15 protein-coding genes are annotated in these 13,908 nt (G+C 70.3%); 10 read left to right on the top strand and 5 right to left on the bottom strand.

Features of this window, described 5'->3' with window-relative positions; translation table 11 throughout:
• Positions 1 to 69: 69 nt before the first annotated feature.
• Positions 70 to 264: a hypothetical protein gene (locus ACQUS8_RS07240; RefSeq protein WP_435098973.1), complete on the top strand. Its 195-nt coding sequence runs from the start codon at positions 70 to 72 to the stop codon at positions 262 to 264.
• 7 nt (positions 265 to 271) lie between these two features.
• Here ACQUS8_RS07240 and metX read toward each other — a convergent pair whose 3' ends face one another.
• Both metX and ACQUS8_RS07230 read right to left on the bottom strand, forming a co-directional pair.
• Positions 272 to 1,459 carry a homoserine O-acetyltransferase MetX gene (gene metX, locus ACQUS8_RS07235; RefSeq protein WP_435098971.1) on the bottom strand — a complete coding sequence of 396 codons (1,188 nt, stop codon included), beginning with the start codon at positions 1,457 to 1,459 and terminating at the stop codon, positions 272 to 274.
• The gene (locus ACQUS8_RS07230; protein ID WP_435098969.1) at positions 1,456 to 2,748 is read right to left on the bottom strand and encodes an O-acetylhomoserine aminocarboxypropyltransferase/cysteine synthase family protein; all 1,293 of its coding nucleotides are present in this window, start codon (positions 2,746 to 2,748) and stop codon (positions 1,456 to 1,458) included. The genes metX and ACQUS8_RS07230 overlap by 4 nt, the downstream gene beginning before the upstream one ends.
• Positions 2,749 to 2,854: 106 nt before the next feature.
• Here ACQUS8_RS07230 and ACQUS8_RS07225 point away from each other — a divergent pair, with 106 nt between their 5' ends.
• Genes ACQUS8_RS07225 through ACQUS8_RS07215 form a run of 3 tightly spaced genes read left to right on the top strand, consistent with a single transcriptional unit; the run spans position 2,855 to position 5,171 of the window.
• Complete coding sequence (locus tag ACQUS8_RS07225; RefSeq protein WP_435098967.1) at positions 2,855 to 3,490, top strand: helix-turn-helix domain-containing protein; 636 nt, start codon at positions 2,855 to 2,857, stop codon at positions 3,488 to 3,490.
• 55 nt (positions 3,491 to 3,545) lie between these two features.
• Positions 3,546 to 4,949 carry a cytochrome P450 gene (locus ACQUS8_RS07220; RefSeq protein ID WP_435098965.1) on the top strand — a complete coding sequence of 468 codons (1,404 nt, stop codon included), beginning with the start codon at positions 3,546 to 3,548 and terminating at the stop codon, positions 4,947 to 4,949.
• Positions 4,950 to 5,006: 57 nt separating this feature from the next.
• A complete protein-coding gene (locus tag ACQUS8_RS07215) occupies positions 5,007 to 5,171 on the top strand; it encodes a hypothetical protein (RefSeq protein ID WP_435098963.1) in 165 nt (54 codons plus the stop codon).
• A gap of 1 nt (position 5,172) precedes the next feature.
• Here ACQUS8_RS07215 and ACQUS8_RS07210 read toward each other — a convergent pair whose 3' ends face one another.
• Positions 5,173 to 5,952, bottom strand: a complete 780-nt coding sequence (locus ACQUS8_RS07210; RefSeq protein ID WP_435098961.1) for a hypothetical protein — start codon at positions 5,950 to 5,952, stop codon at positions 5,173 to 5,175.
• A gap of 90 nt (positions 5,953 to 6,042) precedes the next feature.
• On the opposite strand from ACQUS8_RS07210, the gene ligA reads away from it, so the two are divergent.
• Positions 6,043 to 8,316, top strand: a complete 2,274-nt coding sequence (gene ligA / locus ACQUS8_RS07205) for an NAD-dependent DNA ligase LigA (protein ID WP_435098959.1) — start codon at positions 6,043 to 6,045, stop codon at positions 8,314 to 8,316.
• A 79-nt stretch (positions 8,317 to 8,395) separates the two neighbouring features.
• Positions 8,396 to 9,790, top strand: coding sequence for a signal recognition particle protein Srp54 (locus tag ACQUS8_RS07200; protein WP_435098957.1), 1,395 nt, complete (start codon positions 8,396 to 8,398; stop codon positions 9,788 to 9,790).
• Between the two features lie 33 nt (positions 9,791 to 9,823).
• Here ACQUS8_RS07200 and ACQUS8_RS07195 read toward each other — a convergent pair whose 3' ends face one another.
• A complete protein-coding gene (locus tag ACQUS8_RS07195; RefSeq protein WP_435098955.1) occupies positions 9,824 to 10,120 on the bottom strand; it encodes a hypothetical protein in 297 nt (98 codons plus the stop codon).
• Positions 10,121 to 10,220: 100 nt separating this feature from the next.
• On the opposite strand from ACQUS8_RS07195, the gene ACQUS8_RS07190 reads away from it, so the two are divergent.
• From ACQUS8_RS07190 to ACQUS8_RS07175, 4 genes are all read left to right on the top strand, one after another.
• Positions 10,221 to 11,399, top strand: a complete 1,179-nt coding sequence (locus ACQUS8_RS07190) for an MFS transporter (RefSeq protein WP_435098953.1) — start codon at positions 10,221 to 10,223, stop codon at positions 11,397 to 11,399.
• A 54-nt stretch (positions 11,400 to 11,453) separates the two neighbouring features.
• Positions 11,454 to 12,023, top strand: a complete 570-nt coding sequence (locus tag ACQUS8_RS07185; RefSeq protein WP_435098951.1) for a magnesium transporter — start codon at positions 11,454 to 11,456, stop codon at positions 12,021 to 12,023.
• The gene (locus ACQUS8_RS07180; RefSeq protein WP_435098949.1) at positions 12,024 to 12,590 is read left to right on the top strand and encodes a magnesium transporter; all 567 of its coding nucleotides are present in this window, start codon (positions 12,024 to 12,026) and stop codon (positions 12,588 to 12,590) included.
• A 66-nt stretch (positions 12,591 to 12,656) separates the two neighbouring features.
• Positions 12,657 to 13,628: a nucleoside recognition protein gene (locus ACQUS8_RS07175; RefSeq protein WP_435098947.1), complete on the top strand. Its 972-nt coding sequence runs from the start codon at positions 12,657 to 12,659 to the stop codon at positions 13,626 to 13,628.
• Here ACQUS8_RS07175 and ACQUS8_RS07170 read toward each other — a convergent pair.
• On the bottom strand, positions 13,619 to 13,864 hold the full coding sequence (locus ACQUS8_RS07170) for a hypothetical protein (protein WP_435098945.1): 246 nt from the start codon (positions 13,862 to 13,864) through the stop codon (positions 13,619 to 13,621). The two genes, ACQUS8_RS07175 and ACQUS8_RS07170, sit on opposite strands and share 10 nt — an antisense overlap.
• Positions 13,865 to 13,908 lie beyond the last annotated feature (44 nt).

The raw sequence follows: 13,908 nt of genomic DNA, 5'->3' as shown, positions 1-13,908 counted from the left end.
GACCAAATAGGGGACGGAGACTGCCGCGTTTGCCGGGCGTTTTTCTCGCTCGCTCCCGACACGCCGCGTATGCAGACTGCGACACGCGTCCGACTCGCCGCCGCGTGCTGTCTCGCCCTCGGCGCGCTTGGCGCGGGCCTCGTCGCCCTTCGCGCGGGAGCGACACGGCCGGCGCTGCTCGCGGCGTGCCTGCTCGTCGTCCTCGTCGGCGTCCTGCTGTTCGGGCGCGCCGAGGGTGCAGAAGAACGAAAACCGGGCTGGTGAGCGTCGCTCAGGCGTCGGGGAGGAGGCCCGTGCAGACCCGCGGATAGTCCGGTGTGGTGTCGCGGGTCGCCGTCGTGGTGACGGCGTTCGCACCCTGCTCCAAGAGGGTTCGGACGGGCGGGCCGACGCGGTCCGGTTCGACGAGGAAGGCGTCGTGGCCGTACTCGCTCTCGACGACGCGATGGGAGACGGCGGCGGGGCCGGCCTCGAAGGCCTCCGCGATGGTCTCGCCGCCGTCGACGGGGAAGTGCCAGTCGCCCGTGAAGGAGACGACGAGCGCGTCGCCCGCGTAGTTCGCGAGCGCCTCCGCGTCCGAGTTGTAGTCCTCGGCAAGGTCGTACTCGTCGAGCGCGCGAAGCAAGTAGAGATAGCTGTTCGCGTCGAAGCGCTCGGTGAAGCGCTCGGCGTTGTAGTCGAGGTAGGAGGCGACGTCCCGGTAGGGGAACCCTTCGGCGCTCGGGTCCTCGCGGGCCTCGGGTTGGCGTTCGGCGACGCGACGGCCGAAGCGGTCGCGCATCGAGGCCTTCGAGAGGTACATCGCGTGGCCGATGCGGCGCGCGACGGCGAGGCCCCCGTCGGGCTCGGGGCCGCCGTAGTAGTCGCCGCCGTCGTAGTTGGGGTCGTTCGTGATGGCGCGGCGCGCGGCGGTGTTGAGCGCGAGACACTGCGCGTCGAGGCGGGGGCTCGTCGCGATGGCCGCGACGCGTTCGACGCGCTCGGGGTAGCGTTTCACCCAGTCGATGGCGTTCATGCCGCCGACGCTCCCGCCGACGACGGCGTAGAGCGTGCTCACGCCGAGTTCGTCGAGGAGGAGGGCCTGCGAGCGCGTCCAGTCGCCGACCGTGACGGAGGGGAAGTCGGGGCCGTAGGGCTCCCCGTCGGGCCCCTCGCTCGCGGGGCCGGTGGTGCCGTAACAGGACCCGGGGACGTTCGCGCAGACGACGTGGTAGGCGCGGGTGTCGATGGGTTTCCCGGGGCCGACGAGCGCGTCCCACCAGCCGGCGGCCTGCCCGCTGACGCCCTCCGGCGCGGGGCCGGCGACGTACTGGCTGCCGGTGAGGGCGTGACAGACGAGGACGGTCGGGTTCTCGGGGTCGCCGTACTCGGCGTACGCCACGTCGAGGTCGAGTTCGCCGCCGCGCTCGAACGCGAACGACCCCACGTTCACCACGTCCTCGCGGCGGCCTCGAGTCATCGTGTCGCCTCCTCGATTCCGGCCTCGACGTCGGCGAGGATGTCCGCGGGGTCCTCGATGCCGACGGAGAGGCGCACGAGGTCGGGCGTGACGCCCGAGGAGCGCTGCTCCTCCTCGCTGAGCTGTGCGTGTGTCGTGCTCGCCGGGTGGATGACGAGCGTCTTCGCGTCCCCGATGTTCGCGAGGAAGGACGCCAGTTCGGTGGACTCACAGAAGCGCTTGCCGGCTTCGTAGCCACCCTCGAGTCCGAACGTCACCATACCTCCATATCCGCCGTCGAGGTATTTGCGTGCGTTGGCGTGCGTCTCGTGGTCCTCGAGGCCGGGGTAGGTGACCCACGCGACGTCGTCGTGGTCGTTGAGGTATTCGGCGACGATGGCGGCGTTCTCGCAGTGACGCTCCATCCGGAGGCCGAGCGTCTCGAGGCCCTGCATCGTCTGCCAGGCGTCGAAGGGCTTCTGGGCGTTCCCGAGCGTCCGGGTGCCCCGGAGGCGGGTCGCCGCGGCCATCGGCGCGTCCGGGAAGCGCTCGGAGAGGTTGAGGCCGTGGTAGGCGGGGTTGTCGCCGCCGATTTCGGGGTAGTCCTCGGCGTCCCAGTCGAAGTTCCCCCCATCTATGACGACGCCGCCGAGCGTCGTGCCCGACCCGTGGAGCCACTTCGTCGTGGAGTGCCAGACGATGTCCGCGCCGTGCTCGAGAGGGCGACAGAGCGCGGGCGTCGCGAACGTGTTGTCGACGAAGACCGGGACGCCGTGGTCGTGCGCGACCTCGGCGACGGCCTCGAAGTCGGGGACGACGAGCGAGGGGTTGCCGATGGTTTCGAGGTGGACGAACGCGGTGTCCTCGTCGATGGCCTCCCGGTAGGCCTCGACGTCGAGTGTGTCGACGAAACGCGCCTCGATTCCCCGTCGACTCGCGGTGCCGGTGAGGTAGGTGCGCGTCCCGCCGTAGATGTCCGACGAGGAGACGACGTTGTCGCCGGCCTCGGCGAGCACGAACGTCGCGGCGTCGAAGGCGGCCATGCCGGAGGCGGTCGCGACGGCGCCCGCGCCGCCCGCGAGGCTCGCGAGGCGCTCCTCGAGCATCGCGACGGTCGGGTTGCTGATGCGTGAGTAGAGGTCACCCTCCTCCTCGAGGGCGTAGAGGGCGGCGGCGTGCTCGGCGCCCTCGAAGACGTAGGAGGTGGTCTGGTAGATGGGGGGTGCGCGCGCGCCGGTCGCGGCGTCGGGGTGGGCCTGCCCGGCGTGGACGGTCCGGGTGTCGAACCGCCGGTCGTCCTCGTCGCTCATGTACTGTATGCATATTCTCCCAGAGGGATATGCACGGCAGTTACGGCAACGTTCGCCGATTGAGACAGGAACGGGATACTTCCCCGTGCGGCCCGTATCCCGGGAGGTGAAACGGCTCAGCGTCACGTTCGACCGGACGGGCGACGACGCCGCGCGCTTCGCGCCCGCCGAGGGCCGACGGGGCGCCCTCCAGACCGTCAGGCTCTGTCGGGACGGCACCGTCCTCGAACTCTGCCAGTTCGCCGACCCCGCCGCGGGTGCCGTCGCCGACACGCTCGCCGACGACTCGGCCGTCCTCGATTACGCCGTCGTCGACGAGCACACTCTCTACGTCCACCTACGCCCCGGCGCGCGCGTCCTCGCCCTCCTCGACCTCCTCGAGAGCCACCGGCTCATCCTCGACACGCCCGTCCGCTTCGACGCCGACCGCGTCACCGTGACGCTCGTCGGCCGCGCCGAACGCATCACCGAGGCCGCGGACGCCCTCCCTGACGACGTCCGTGCGGACATGCGCGTCGAGCGGCTCGCCGAGTACACCGGCGACCACCCCCTGCAGGACGCTCTCACCCAGCGCCAGCGCGAGGTCCTCGCGACGGCAATCGACGTCGGCTACTACCAGAACCCGCGGGACGCCACCGTCGCGGACGTCGCCGCGGAACTCGGCGTCGCCGTCTCCACCGCCTCCGAGCACCTCCGAAAAATCGAGGCGCGCGTCCTCCCGCGCCTCGTCGACGGCACTTAAGTGGCCGGCGAATACCGGCAGTAGGGATACCTCCCGACGCCCACTCCTCACGGGTATGTCCCAGCAGCGGCAGACGATTCCCGGTCCCGACGGCACCCCCGTTCTCGGGAGCACGCGGGCGTTCGCCGACGATCCCCTCCAGTTCGTCACTGACGTCGCGCGCGAGTACGGCCCCGTCGCCCACTACGACCTCGGGACGGAGGACGTCGTCCAGATTTCGACGCCCGAACTCGTCGAGCACGTCCTCGTCCAGCACAACGAGGCCTACGAGAAGGGCGAGCGCTTCCAGACGTCGCTGCGGCCGACGCTCGGGAGCGGCCTCCTCACGAGCGAGGGCGAGTTCTGGCGCGCGCAACACCACACGATACAGCCGGCCTTCTACCCGCGGATGCTCGAACGCTACGCGGACGTGATGGCCGACTACACCGAGCGAACCCTCTCGGAGTGGCGCGACGGCGAACTCCGGAACGTCCACGAGGACATGATGCAGCTCACCGTCGAAATCGCCGCCCAAGCACTCTTCGGCGTCGACATCCGCGAGGAGGAGGGCGCCATCGCGGACGCCCTCGAAGTGTTGATGGACGACGCGTCCGCGCGGATGCGCCGGGCCGTGCAGGTGCCGCGCTGGCTCCCGACGCCGGGCAACAGGCGCTTCGCGGAGGCCCAGGAGACGCTGAACGACGTGGTGGACACGGTCATCGCCGAGCACCGGGCGGCCGAGCGAGGCGAGGCCGCCGAACGAGCGAGCGGGGAGGGACGACCCGCGAGCACGACCAGGGAGCCCTCCCGCGAGGGCGACGACCTCCTCTCGCTCCTCCTGAACGCCAGCGACCACACCGGCATGCCGCTCACCGATGAGCAGATTCGCGACGAAGTCGTCACCATTCTGCTCGCCGGCCACGAGACGACGGCGCTCGCGCTCACCTACACGCTCCACGCGCTCGGCCGCTACGACGACGCCCGCGAGCGCCTCCAGCGTGAGGTCGACGACGTCCTCGGCGACCGGACGCCCGGCCACGACGACCTCGATGACCTCACCGTCACCGAGCGGACGGTCAAGGAAGGGCTGCGGCTCTACCCGCCCGTCTGGCAGCAGTCGCGCGAGGCGAGCGAACCTGACGAGCTCGGTGGGTACGACATCGAGCGCGGGCAGACCGTCCTGATGCACCAGTGGGTGCTCCACCGCGACCCGCAACACTACGACGACCCGACGGGCTTCCACCCGGAGCGCTGGACGAGCGACTTCGAGGCCGACCTCCCGAAGTTCGCCTACTTCCCGTTCGGCGGCGGCCCACGGCGCTGTATCGGCGACCGGTTCGCGATGCAGGAGGCGCGACTCGCGCTCGCGACCATCGTCCGTGACTGGGAACTCTACCCGCAGGAGGCGCTCAGCTTCGACCCGTCCATCACCCTGCGGCCGGACGGCGAGGTGCCCATGCGCGTCCGGCGGCGCGACTAGGGCGCGGCCCTCGACGGCGACCCAGCTTCTTTCCCGTCGGTCTCCCAACACCTACGCATGGTCTCCAGCGCGGGCAAGGAGTCGCTGCTCGCCGCGGGGGTGGTCGCCGTCTTCGCCGCCGGGACGCGCGTCGTCCACGCCCCGTGGTGGACGCAGGCGGTCCTCGTCGGCGTGGCGATACTCGTGGCGCGCGCCGTCGGGTCGTGGCGCTGGGCCGACTGACTCAGTCGTCCTCGCCGTCGAACCACTCGGGGTCCTCGCGCACGTCGCCCGTCGTGACGGGTTCGCCGCGGAACGCCTCCACGGTGACGCCGTCCACCTCGCCGGTCGGCGTCTCGTCCGACCGCGTCAGCGCGTACCACTGCCGTATCTGCTTGTGCAGCCGCGATGCCGCGACGACGCCGAGGAGTGCGACACCGACGACGCCGAGGACGGGCGTCGGGACGGGTCCGACGAACGCGCGGAGCATCCCGAGGAGGAGCATCGCGACGGCGACGACGATGCAGAGGAGCGACGTCGTGACGAGCGGGGTCTTCCGGGCGTTCGTCACGCGATTCCGGCGAATCCAGTTGGCGTAGCCGAGCAGGAGGCGCTCGCGGAAGACCTCGACGTCGTAGTTCTCGTCGACGGTTTCGTCGATGCCGGACGCGCCGATGCCGTCGTACTGGTTGGTGAGCGTGTAGCAGACGCCCGCGCAGGCGGCGGCGACGAGCAGGACGGCGAGGCAGGCGACGACGTACGCGTTGAACAGCGCGCCCGGCGCGAGCCCGCTCCCGACGACGGCGGGCGTGACGGTCGCGACGACCATCAGGAGTGACGCCGTGAACTGCAGGAGCAGGACGGCCTTCCGGTCCATTCGCGCGACCATCTGCGACTGGGCGTCGAGGGTGCGCTGGGCCTCGCGGCGCGCCTCCTCGAACGTGCGTGCGTGGTCACCGTGCTCGCGGCCCCCGTCGGGTGCCGCTCGCCCGCTCGGTGACGCCCCGTCGTTGTCACCAGACACGGACGTGGATACGACGGACGCGAGGGAAAAACGGACACCTCACCCCGAGGCGCCCGAGAGGTTACGGGGGTGGCGCGGATAGCCCCCGGTATGCCCGAATCGGTGTCGGACCTCGATGGGGCCGAGGAGGTCAGCGACGACAACCCCTACATCACGGACCCGGCCCTCGACTTCCGGGACGTCGAGGCACTCGACGAGGACGAGGCCGAACAGCAGGCGGCGTATCTCCGCGAGGCGGTGCGCTTCCACGACTACCGCTACTACGTCCTGAACGACCCGGTCATCGCCGACCGCGCCTACGACCAACTCTTCGAGCGCCTGCGCACCCTCGAGGAGGCGTTCGACCTCCAGACCGAGGACTCGCCCACCCGCCGGGTGGGCGGCGACCCCCTCGAGGAGCTCGGGACCGTCGAGCACGTCGTCCCGATGCTCTCCATCGACTCCAGCGGCGACGCCGAGGACGTCCGGGACTTCGACTCGCGCGTGCGTCGCGAACTCGACGGCGAGGACGTCACCTACGTCTGCGAGCCGAAGTTCGACGGCCTCTCCGTCGAAGTCGTCTACGTCGACGGGCGCTACGAGCGCGCGGCGACTCGTGGTGACGGCGAGACTGGCGAGGACGTCACGCAGAACGTCCGCACCATCGAGTCCGTCCCTCAGCGCCTGCGTGGGGACTACCCGGACGTCCTCGTTGTCCGCGGCGAGGTCTACATCCCGAAGGACGCGTTTCAGGCGTACAACCGCGAGCGCGTCGAGCAGGGCGAGGAGCCGTTCGCGAACCCGCGGAACGCCGCCGCCGGCACCCTCCGCCAACTCGACCCCTCCGTCACCGCCGAACGCCCGCTGGACTGCTACTTCTACGACGTGCTCGCCGCGTGGAACGCGACGGACGGCGACGCGGAGAGTGACGAGAGCGACGACGCCGAGGCCGCCGTCCGCGAGGAGTGGGAGGAGTGGCGAGACGAGGAGACGGACATTTCCGCCCTGCTCGACGCGCTCTCCGAGACCGTCACGGCGTCCAGCGGTGGTCACGACACCGACGTCGAGGGTTTGGAGACGCAGTGGGGCGAACTCGGGCGCTTCCCCGACTGGGGGCTGAAGACGAACGACCGGGACGAACACGTCGCGGACGTCGAGGCCGCCATCGACTACCGCGACGAGATGCAGGACGTCCGCGAGGAGCTGAATTACGACATCGACGGCACCGTGTTGAAGGTGAACGACCGCCGGCAGTGCGAGCGCCTCGGAACCACCTCGCGCTACTACCGCTGGGCGTACGCCTACAAGTTCCCGCCGCGAACCGAGCGGACCACCGTCACCGACATCGTCGTGCAGGTCGGCCGGACGGGCCGACTCACCCCCGTCGCGCTCTTGGAGCCGGTGCAGGTCAGCGGCGTCACCGTCTCGCGCGCGAGCCTCCACAACCCCGAGGAAATCGAGGAACTGAACGTGAACGTCGGCGACGAGGTGACCGTCGAGCGCGCCGGCGACGTCATCCCCTACGTCGACGAAGTCGTCGAGAAACACAGCGACGGCCCCTTCGACTTCCCCGAGGAATGCCCGGTCTGCGGGAGCGACGTCGAGTACGACGGCCCCGTCGCGTTCTGTACCGGCGGGTTGGCCTGTGACGCCCAGCTCGTCCGCGCAGTGGGGTATTTCACGGACGTCCTCGACATCGAGGGCGTCGGCGAGGAGGCCGCCGAGCAACTCGTCGAGGAGGGCCTCGTCTCGGAGGACGTCGCGGACCTCTACGACCTCACCGTCGAGGAGCTCGCCGCCCTGGAGGGCTGGGGCGAGACGAGCGCGCAGAACCTCGTCGAGGAACTCGAGGCCGCGCGCCATCCGCCGCTCGGCGACTTCCTCGCCGCCATCGGCATCCCCGAAGTCGGCCCCACCGTCGCCGCCGACCTCGCGGCGCAGTTCGAGACGCTCGACGCCTTCCTTGAGGCCGACGAGGAGGACTACGAGGCCGTCGCGGGCGTCGGGCCCGTCGTCGCGAACCACGTCGCGGAGTTCCTCGACAACGAGCGCAACCGCCGCGTCATCGAGCGCCTGCGCGACGAGTCCCGTCTCGGCGAACCCCAGACATCCGAGGCCGCGACGGCCGGCGACGAACTCGCCGACCTCACCGTCGTCTTCACTGGGAGCGTCGAGGGGTGGACGCGCGACGAGTTGCGGGACCTCGTCGAGACCCACGGCGGGTCGGCCACCTCCTCGGTCTCCTCGAACACGGACTACCTCGTCGTCGGCGCGAACCCCGGGACGAGCAAGCGCGAGGCCGCCGAGGAGCACGACGTCGCCGAACTCGACCCAGACGAGTTCTTCGACCTGCTCGAGGAGCGCGGCGTCGACGTCGAGCGCTGAGACCTCCCGAGCGACGGCCGTCGCCGGGAACGGGGGTACGATAAAGCCTTTTAGGCGTCCTCGGCGTCTAGACTAGCAAATGGTACTCGACGACCTCGGGAGTTCCCTCAGGGGCACCCTCGACTCGCTCCGCGGGAAGTCCCGCATCTCCGAAGAAGACGTTGAGGAGGTCGTCAAGGAGATTCAGCGCTCCTTGCTACAGGCCGACGTCGACGTCTCGCTCGTGATGGAGCTCTCCGACTCCATCAAGGAGCGCTCGCTGGAGGAGGAGCCGCCGGGCGGCACGACGGCGCGCGACCACGTCCTCAGCATCGTCTACGAGGAGCTCGTCGACCTCGTCGGCGAGTCCACCGACCTTCCCTTGGAGGAACAGACCATCATGCTCGCCGGCCTCCAGGGGTCGGGGAAGACGACCACCGCGGCGAAGATGGCGTGGTGGTTCTCGAAGAAGGGCCTGCGGCCCGCGGTCATCCAGACCGACACCTTCCGCCCCGGTGCCTACGAGCAGGCGAAGCAGATGTGTGAGCGCGCGGAGGTCGACTTCTACGGCGACCCCGACGAGGACGACCCCGTCAAAATCGCCCGGGACGGCCTCGAGGAGACCGAGGACGCCGACGTCCGCATCGTCGACACCGCCGGTCGCCACGCGCTCGAGGACGACCTCATCGACGAAATCGAGGACATCGAGGCCGAGGTCCAGCCGGACCGCTCGCTCCTCGTCCTCGACGCCGCCATCGGCCAGGGCGCGAAGGACCAGGCCCAGCAGTTCGAGACCTCCGTCGGCATCGACGGCGTCGTCATCACGAAACTCGACGGCACCGCGAAGGGTGGTGGCGCGCTGACCGCCGTCAACGAGACGGGCTCGACCATCGCCTTCCTCGGCTCCGGCGAGACCGTGCAGGACATCGAGCGCTTCGAGCCCAACGGCTTCATCAGCCGTCTCCTCGGCATGGGCGACCTCAAGCAGCTCACCGAGCGCGTCGAGCGCGCGATGGAGGAGACCACCGAGGAGGAGGAGGACTGGGACCCAGAGGACATGCTGAAGGGTGAGTTCACCCTGAAAGACATGAAGCGTCAGATGGACGCGATGAACAAGATGGGGCCGCTCGACCAGGTGATGGACATGATTCCGGGGATGGGCGGCGGCCTCATGGACCAGCTCCCGGACGACGCGATGGACGTCACTCAGGACCGGATGCGGAACTTCGAGGTCGTCATGGACTCGATGACCGAGGAGGAACTGGAGAACCCGCGCTCCATCGGCGCCTCCCAGATTCGCCGCATCGCGAAGGGCTCCGGGCAGGACGAGGACACGGTCCGTGAACTCCTGGAACAGCACAAGATGATGTCCCAGACGATGAAGCAGTTCCAGGGGATGGGTGACGGCGACATGCAGCGGATGATGAAGAAGATGCAACAGCAGGGCGGCGGCGGTGGCGGCGGTGGCGGCCTCGGCGGCTTCGGCCCGTTCTAACGGCCGCTATCTGCCCTCACCGGCTATCTCTCCTCATTCGCCCCCCATTCCGCCTTCGCCGCCTTCAGCGCCCTCGCCGAACAGGTTGTTGAGCGTCCGCACGAGGTCGAGGACGGACTCGAGGATGCGGTCGATGCGCTCGATGACGTCGACGAGACTGGCGGCCGGCGTCGCGGTGACGGCGGCGACGCTCGTCGCGGCCGTCGCATCGGCCGCGCCCGCCTCGCTGGCGGACATGCCGGGTGCGGCGAGGCCCGCGACGGCGGCGGGGCCGACGGCGACCACGAGCAACACGGCAGCGGCGACACTCGCGAGTGGTCGGGGACGCATGTGAGTCGGGTAGGGACGCGCCGCCCAAAACCCCAGGGGCCGCACGCCGAACCCGGACGCAGTCGCGGCGTTTTTGTGGGTGCTCGCCGTCGTCGCCGTCGTGTTCCGTCGCCTCCGCTCGCTGGACGTCCTCGCGGCGACGGCGCTCGTCTGGTTCCTCGCGAAGTTCCTCCGCTACGCGTTCCCGCCGCTCTTCCCCGCGCTCGGCGCGCGCTACGGCGTCACCGACGCGGCGCTCGGGACGGCGTTCACGGCGATGATGCTCGTCTACGCCGCCCTCCAGTTCCCCTCCGGCGCGCTCGCGGACCGCGTGGGTGCGGCGCGCGTCATCACCGCGGGTGCCGTCGTCGCCGCGCTCGCCGCACTCGCGCTCAGCGTCGACGTCCCTTTCCTCGTGCTCGCCGCCGGGATGGTGCTCGTCGGCGCGGGCACCGGCGTCCACAAGACCGTTTCTGTGGGCTTGCTCTCGGCCGTCTACCCCGACCGGACGGGCCGGGCGCTCGGCGTCCTCGATACCGTGGGCGCGTTCGGCGGCGTCGCCGCGCCCGCCGCCGTCGCCGTCCTCCTCGCGAGTGGCCGCTTCGGCTGGCACGCGCTCTTCTTCGCGGCCGGCGTCGTCGGTCTCGCGCTCGCCGCGCTCTCCTACCCGCGGATGCGGGCCCGCGAACCCGCGCCGGCCGTCGAGAGCGAGGACGCGCGCGTGCCCCTCTCGCGGTACGCCGCGCTCTTCCGGGACCCGGCGTTCGCGGGGTTCGTCGCCGTCACCGTCTGCTTCTCCTTCACCTACAACGGCGTCGTCGCGTTCCTCCCCCGCTTCCTCGAATACGCCGGCCTCGCGCCCGCGACGGCGAGCGCCGTCTACAGCGGCCTCTTCGTCGTCAGCCTCGTCCAGACCGTCACGGGCGACCTCGCGGACCGCGTCGGGCCGCTCCGCGTCGTCGTCGGGACGCTCGCGCTCGCCGCGCTCGGCCTCCTCGCGCTCACCTTCGGCGGGTTCGGGGCCGCGGGGCTCGTCGCGGCCGTCGTCGTCTTCGGACTCGGTGGCCACGGCTTCCGGCCCGTCCGTGGGGCCTACCTGATGGCACTCGTCCCCGACGACCTCGCGGGCGGCGGTCTCGGCGTCGTCCGCACCGTCCTGATGGGGGCGGGCGCGCTCGCGCCCGCCGTCGTCGGTGTCCTCTCCACGTACGCCGACTTCACCGTCGCGTTCGGCGTGCTCTGCGTCTCCGCTCTCGGTGCCGCCGGCGGTGCCGCGGTGTTACTCGTCGCCGGCGAGTGAGGCGTCGGGCGAATCGGCCGGGGTATTTTACCCGCCGCCGCGCCAGATGCCACCATGAGCATCCGCGACGTCGCCGCCGACGCCTACCGGGAGGCCGCGCCGGCGCTCGTCGCGAGCATGATTGGCGGCATCTTCGCCGGCACCGTCCTCAGCGGGATGCAGGCCGAGCTGAAGGCGGTTCCGGGCCTCCTCGTCTGCGTGCCCGCGATTCTCGCGACGCGCGGGAACGTCTACGGCGCGCTCGGCGCGCGCCTCGCCACCGGCCTCCATCAGGGGTTGATTCAGCCGGCGTTCGAGGCGGACGACCGCCTCCTCAACGCCGCCGCGGCCGCGATGGCGAACGGCCTCATCGCGTCCGTCGCCGCCGCGTTCTTCACGTTCGTCGCGCTCGTCGCGCTCGGCCGTACCGTTGCGAGTCTCGGCACCCTCGCCGCCATCGCGTTCGTCGCCGGCCTCCTCTCCGGGCTCGTCCTCACGGTCGCCGTCGTCGTCGTCGTCTTCGTCGGCTTCCGGCGGGGCTACAACCCGGACGCGCTCGTCGGCCCGCTCGTCACGACCATCGGTGACGTCTTCGGCCTCGCCTTCCTCGTCGTCGCCGTCCGACTCGTTCTGGGGGTGGTGTGAGTGCCGGAGGAGTGGACTGTCTCGGCCATCACGCGTGCGATGTTGCCCGTCCTGCTGGCGCTCACCGCCGTCGAGGTCGTCGGCAGCGGCCTCGTGCTCGGAAGTTTCGAGGCGACGCTCTACAAGTACCCGAGCCTGCTCGTCCTCGTTCCGGTGACCATCGGGACGGCGGGGAACCTCGGGAGCATCCTCGCCTCGCGACTTTCGACGTCCTTCCACCTCGGCACGCTCTCGTTCTCGCCGACCGACGACCACCTCGCGGGGAACGCGCTCGCCACCGTGACGCTCGCGCTCACCGTCTTCCCCGTCGTCGGCGCGGGCGCGTGGGCGGCGACGCGACTCACCGGCGCGAGCACCGACCTCGGCGTCCTCACCGTCGTCGCCGTCTCCTTCGCCTCCGGCGCGGCACTCGCCGTCCTCGCCGTCGTCGTTACCGTCATCGCCACCTACTGCGCCTACCGGCTCCGCCTCGACCCCGACGACGTCGTGATTCCCGTCGTCACGAACGTCTGCGACGTGCTCGGCGTCGTCGTCCTCTTCGTCGTCGTGCAACTCCTCGTGAACTGACGGACACAGACGGCATCGGGTGCGGAGAGCGACGCGCCTTTGACCGGCCGCGCCCGTAGCGGGAGTATGTTCGGCGTTCCCGTCGTCGAGGTCCTCGAAGTCGTCCTCCCGCGGGTCGCCACCGTCGTCGCGTTCATCGCGCTCGGCGTCTTCGCCGCGAACCTCCTCGTGGACTTCGGCGCCGTGCGCTATATCGCCGGCCTCGCCAAGCCCTTGACGGGGCCGGCGAACCTCCCGCGCGAGGTGGGGAGCGCCATCCTCACGACGACGGCGTCCACGACGGCGGGCTACGGGATGCTCGCGGAGTTCCGCGAGTCCGGCGCGCTCGACGACCGCGCGACGCTCGTCGCCGTCACCATCAACACGTTCTTCGGCTTCCTCCAGCACGTCTTCACGTTCTACGCGCCGGTGCTCATCCCGGTTCTGGGGTTTCGCCTCGGCGTCACCTACGTCGGCTTCCGCGCGGGCATCAGCCTCGCCATCACTGTGCTCGGCGTCCTCGGCGGGATGGTGTTGCTCTCCGAGGAGAACGTCGACCGCTCGAAACTCGGCGACGTGGACACCTCGACGCCCGGCGCGGAGGACACCACACTGCGCGAGAAACTCCGCTCGGCGGCGGAGACGACTGCGAGCCGTCTGCGCTCGATTCTCCCGCGGCTGCTCGTCGTCTACGCCGTCGTCGAGGCGATACTGATGACCGTGGACGTCACGAAGCACGCCGGGCCGCTGGACGCGCTCGTCTCCGCCACGGGCCTCCCGGCGGCGAGCGTGCCGGTCGTCGTCGCGTTCACCGCGAACACCACCATCGGCGCGATGACGGCGGCGCCGCTCGTCCCGGACGTGCTCACCGTCGAACAGGCGGTGGCGGCGATGCTGCTCGGCGGTATCGCGTCGTTCGCGGTTTCGACGTTCAAGCGCTCGATTCCCTTCCAGTACGGCATCTGGGGCCCGAGTTTCGGCTCGAAGGTCATCGCGGTGAACGTCGCGACGAAAGTCGTCTTCGTCGCGCTGGCCCTCTGCCTCCTCCTCTACGTCTGATTCTCCCGGAGGCGCGGCAGGAGTGACTCAGTACGCGGGCGGGCGGCACGCACGAGGAGCGTGACACCCGTCGTGGCCACGACGAGGCCGGCGACGACGGTGAGGCCGACGGTAACGCCGCCGAGGAGTTCGACTGCGACGGCGGCGGTCGCAAGGAGGGTGAGGAGCGCGAACGGGCTCGCGGCGAGCGTGTACGCGGCCGCGTCCCGGTAGGGATGCGAGACGTCGGAGGACATACGTTCGTGTACGCCCTCCACGCAAATAAATTACGTGGCAGAAC

The sequence above is a fragment of the Halarchaeum sp. P4 genome (assembly GCF_051195175.1).
In the GTDB taxonomy this organism is placed as follows: domain Archaea; phylum Halobacteriota; class Halobacteria; order Halobacteriales; family Halobacteriaceae; genus Halarchaeum.
Note: the sequence above shows the minus strand (reverse complement) of the source record. Positions and strands in the feature narration are given on the sequence as shown.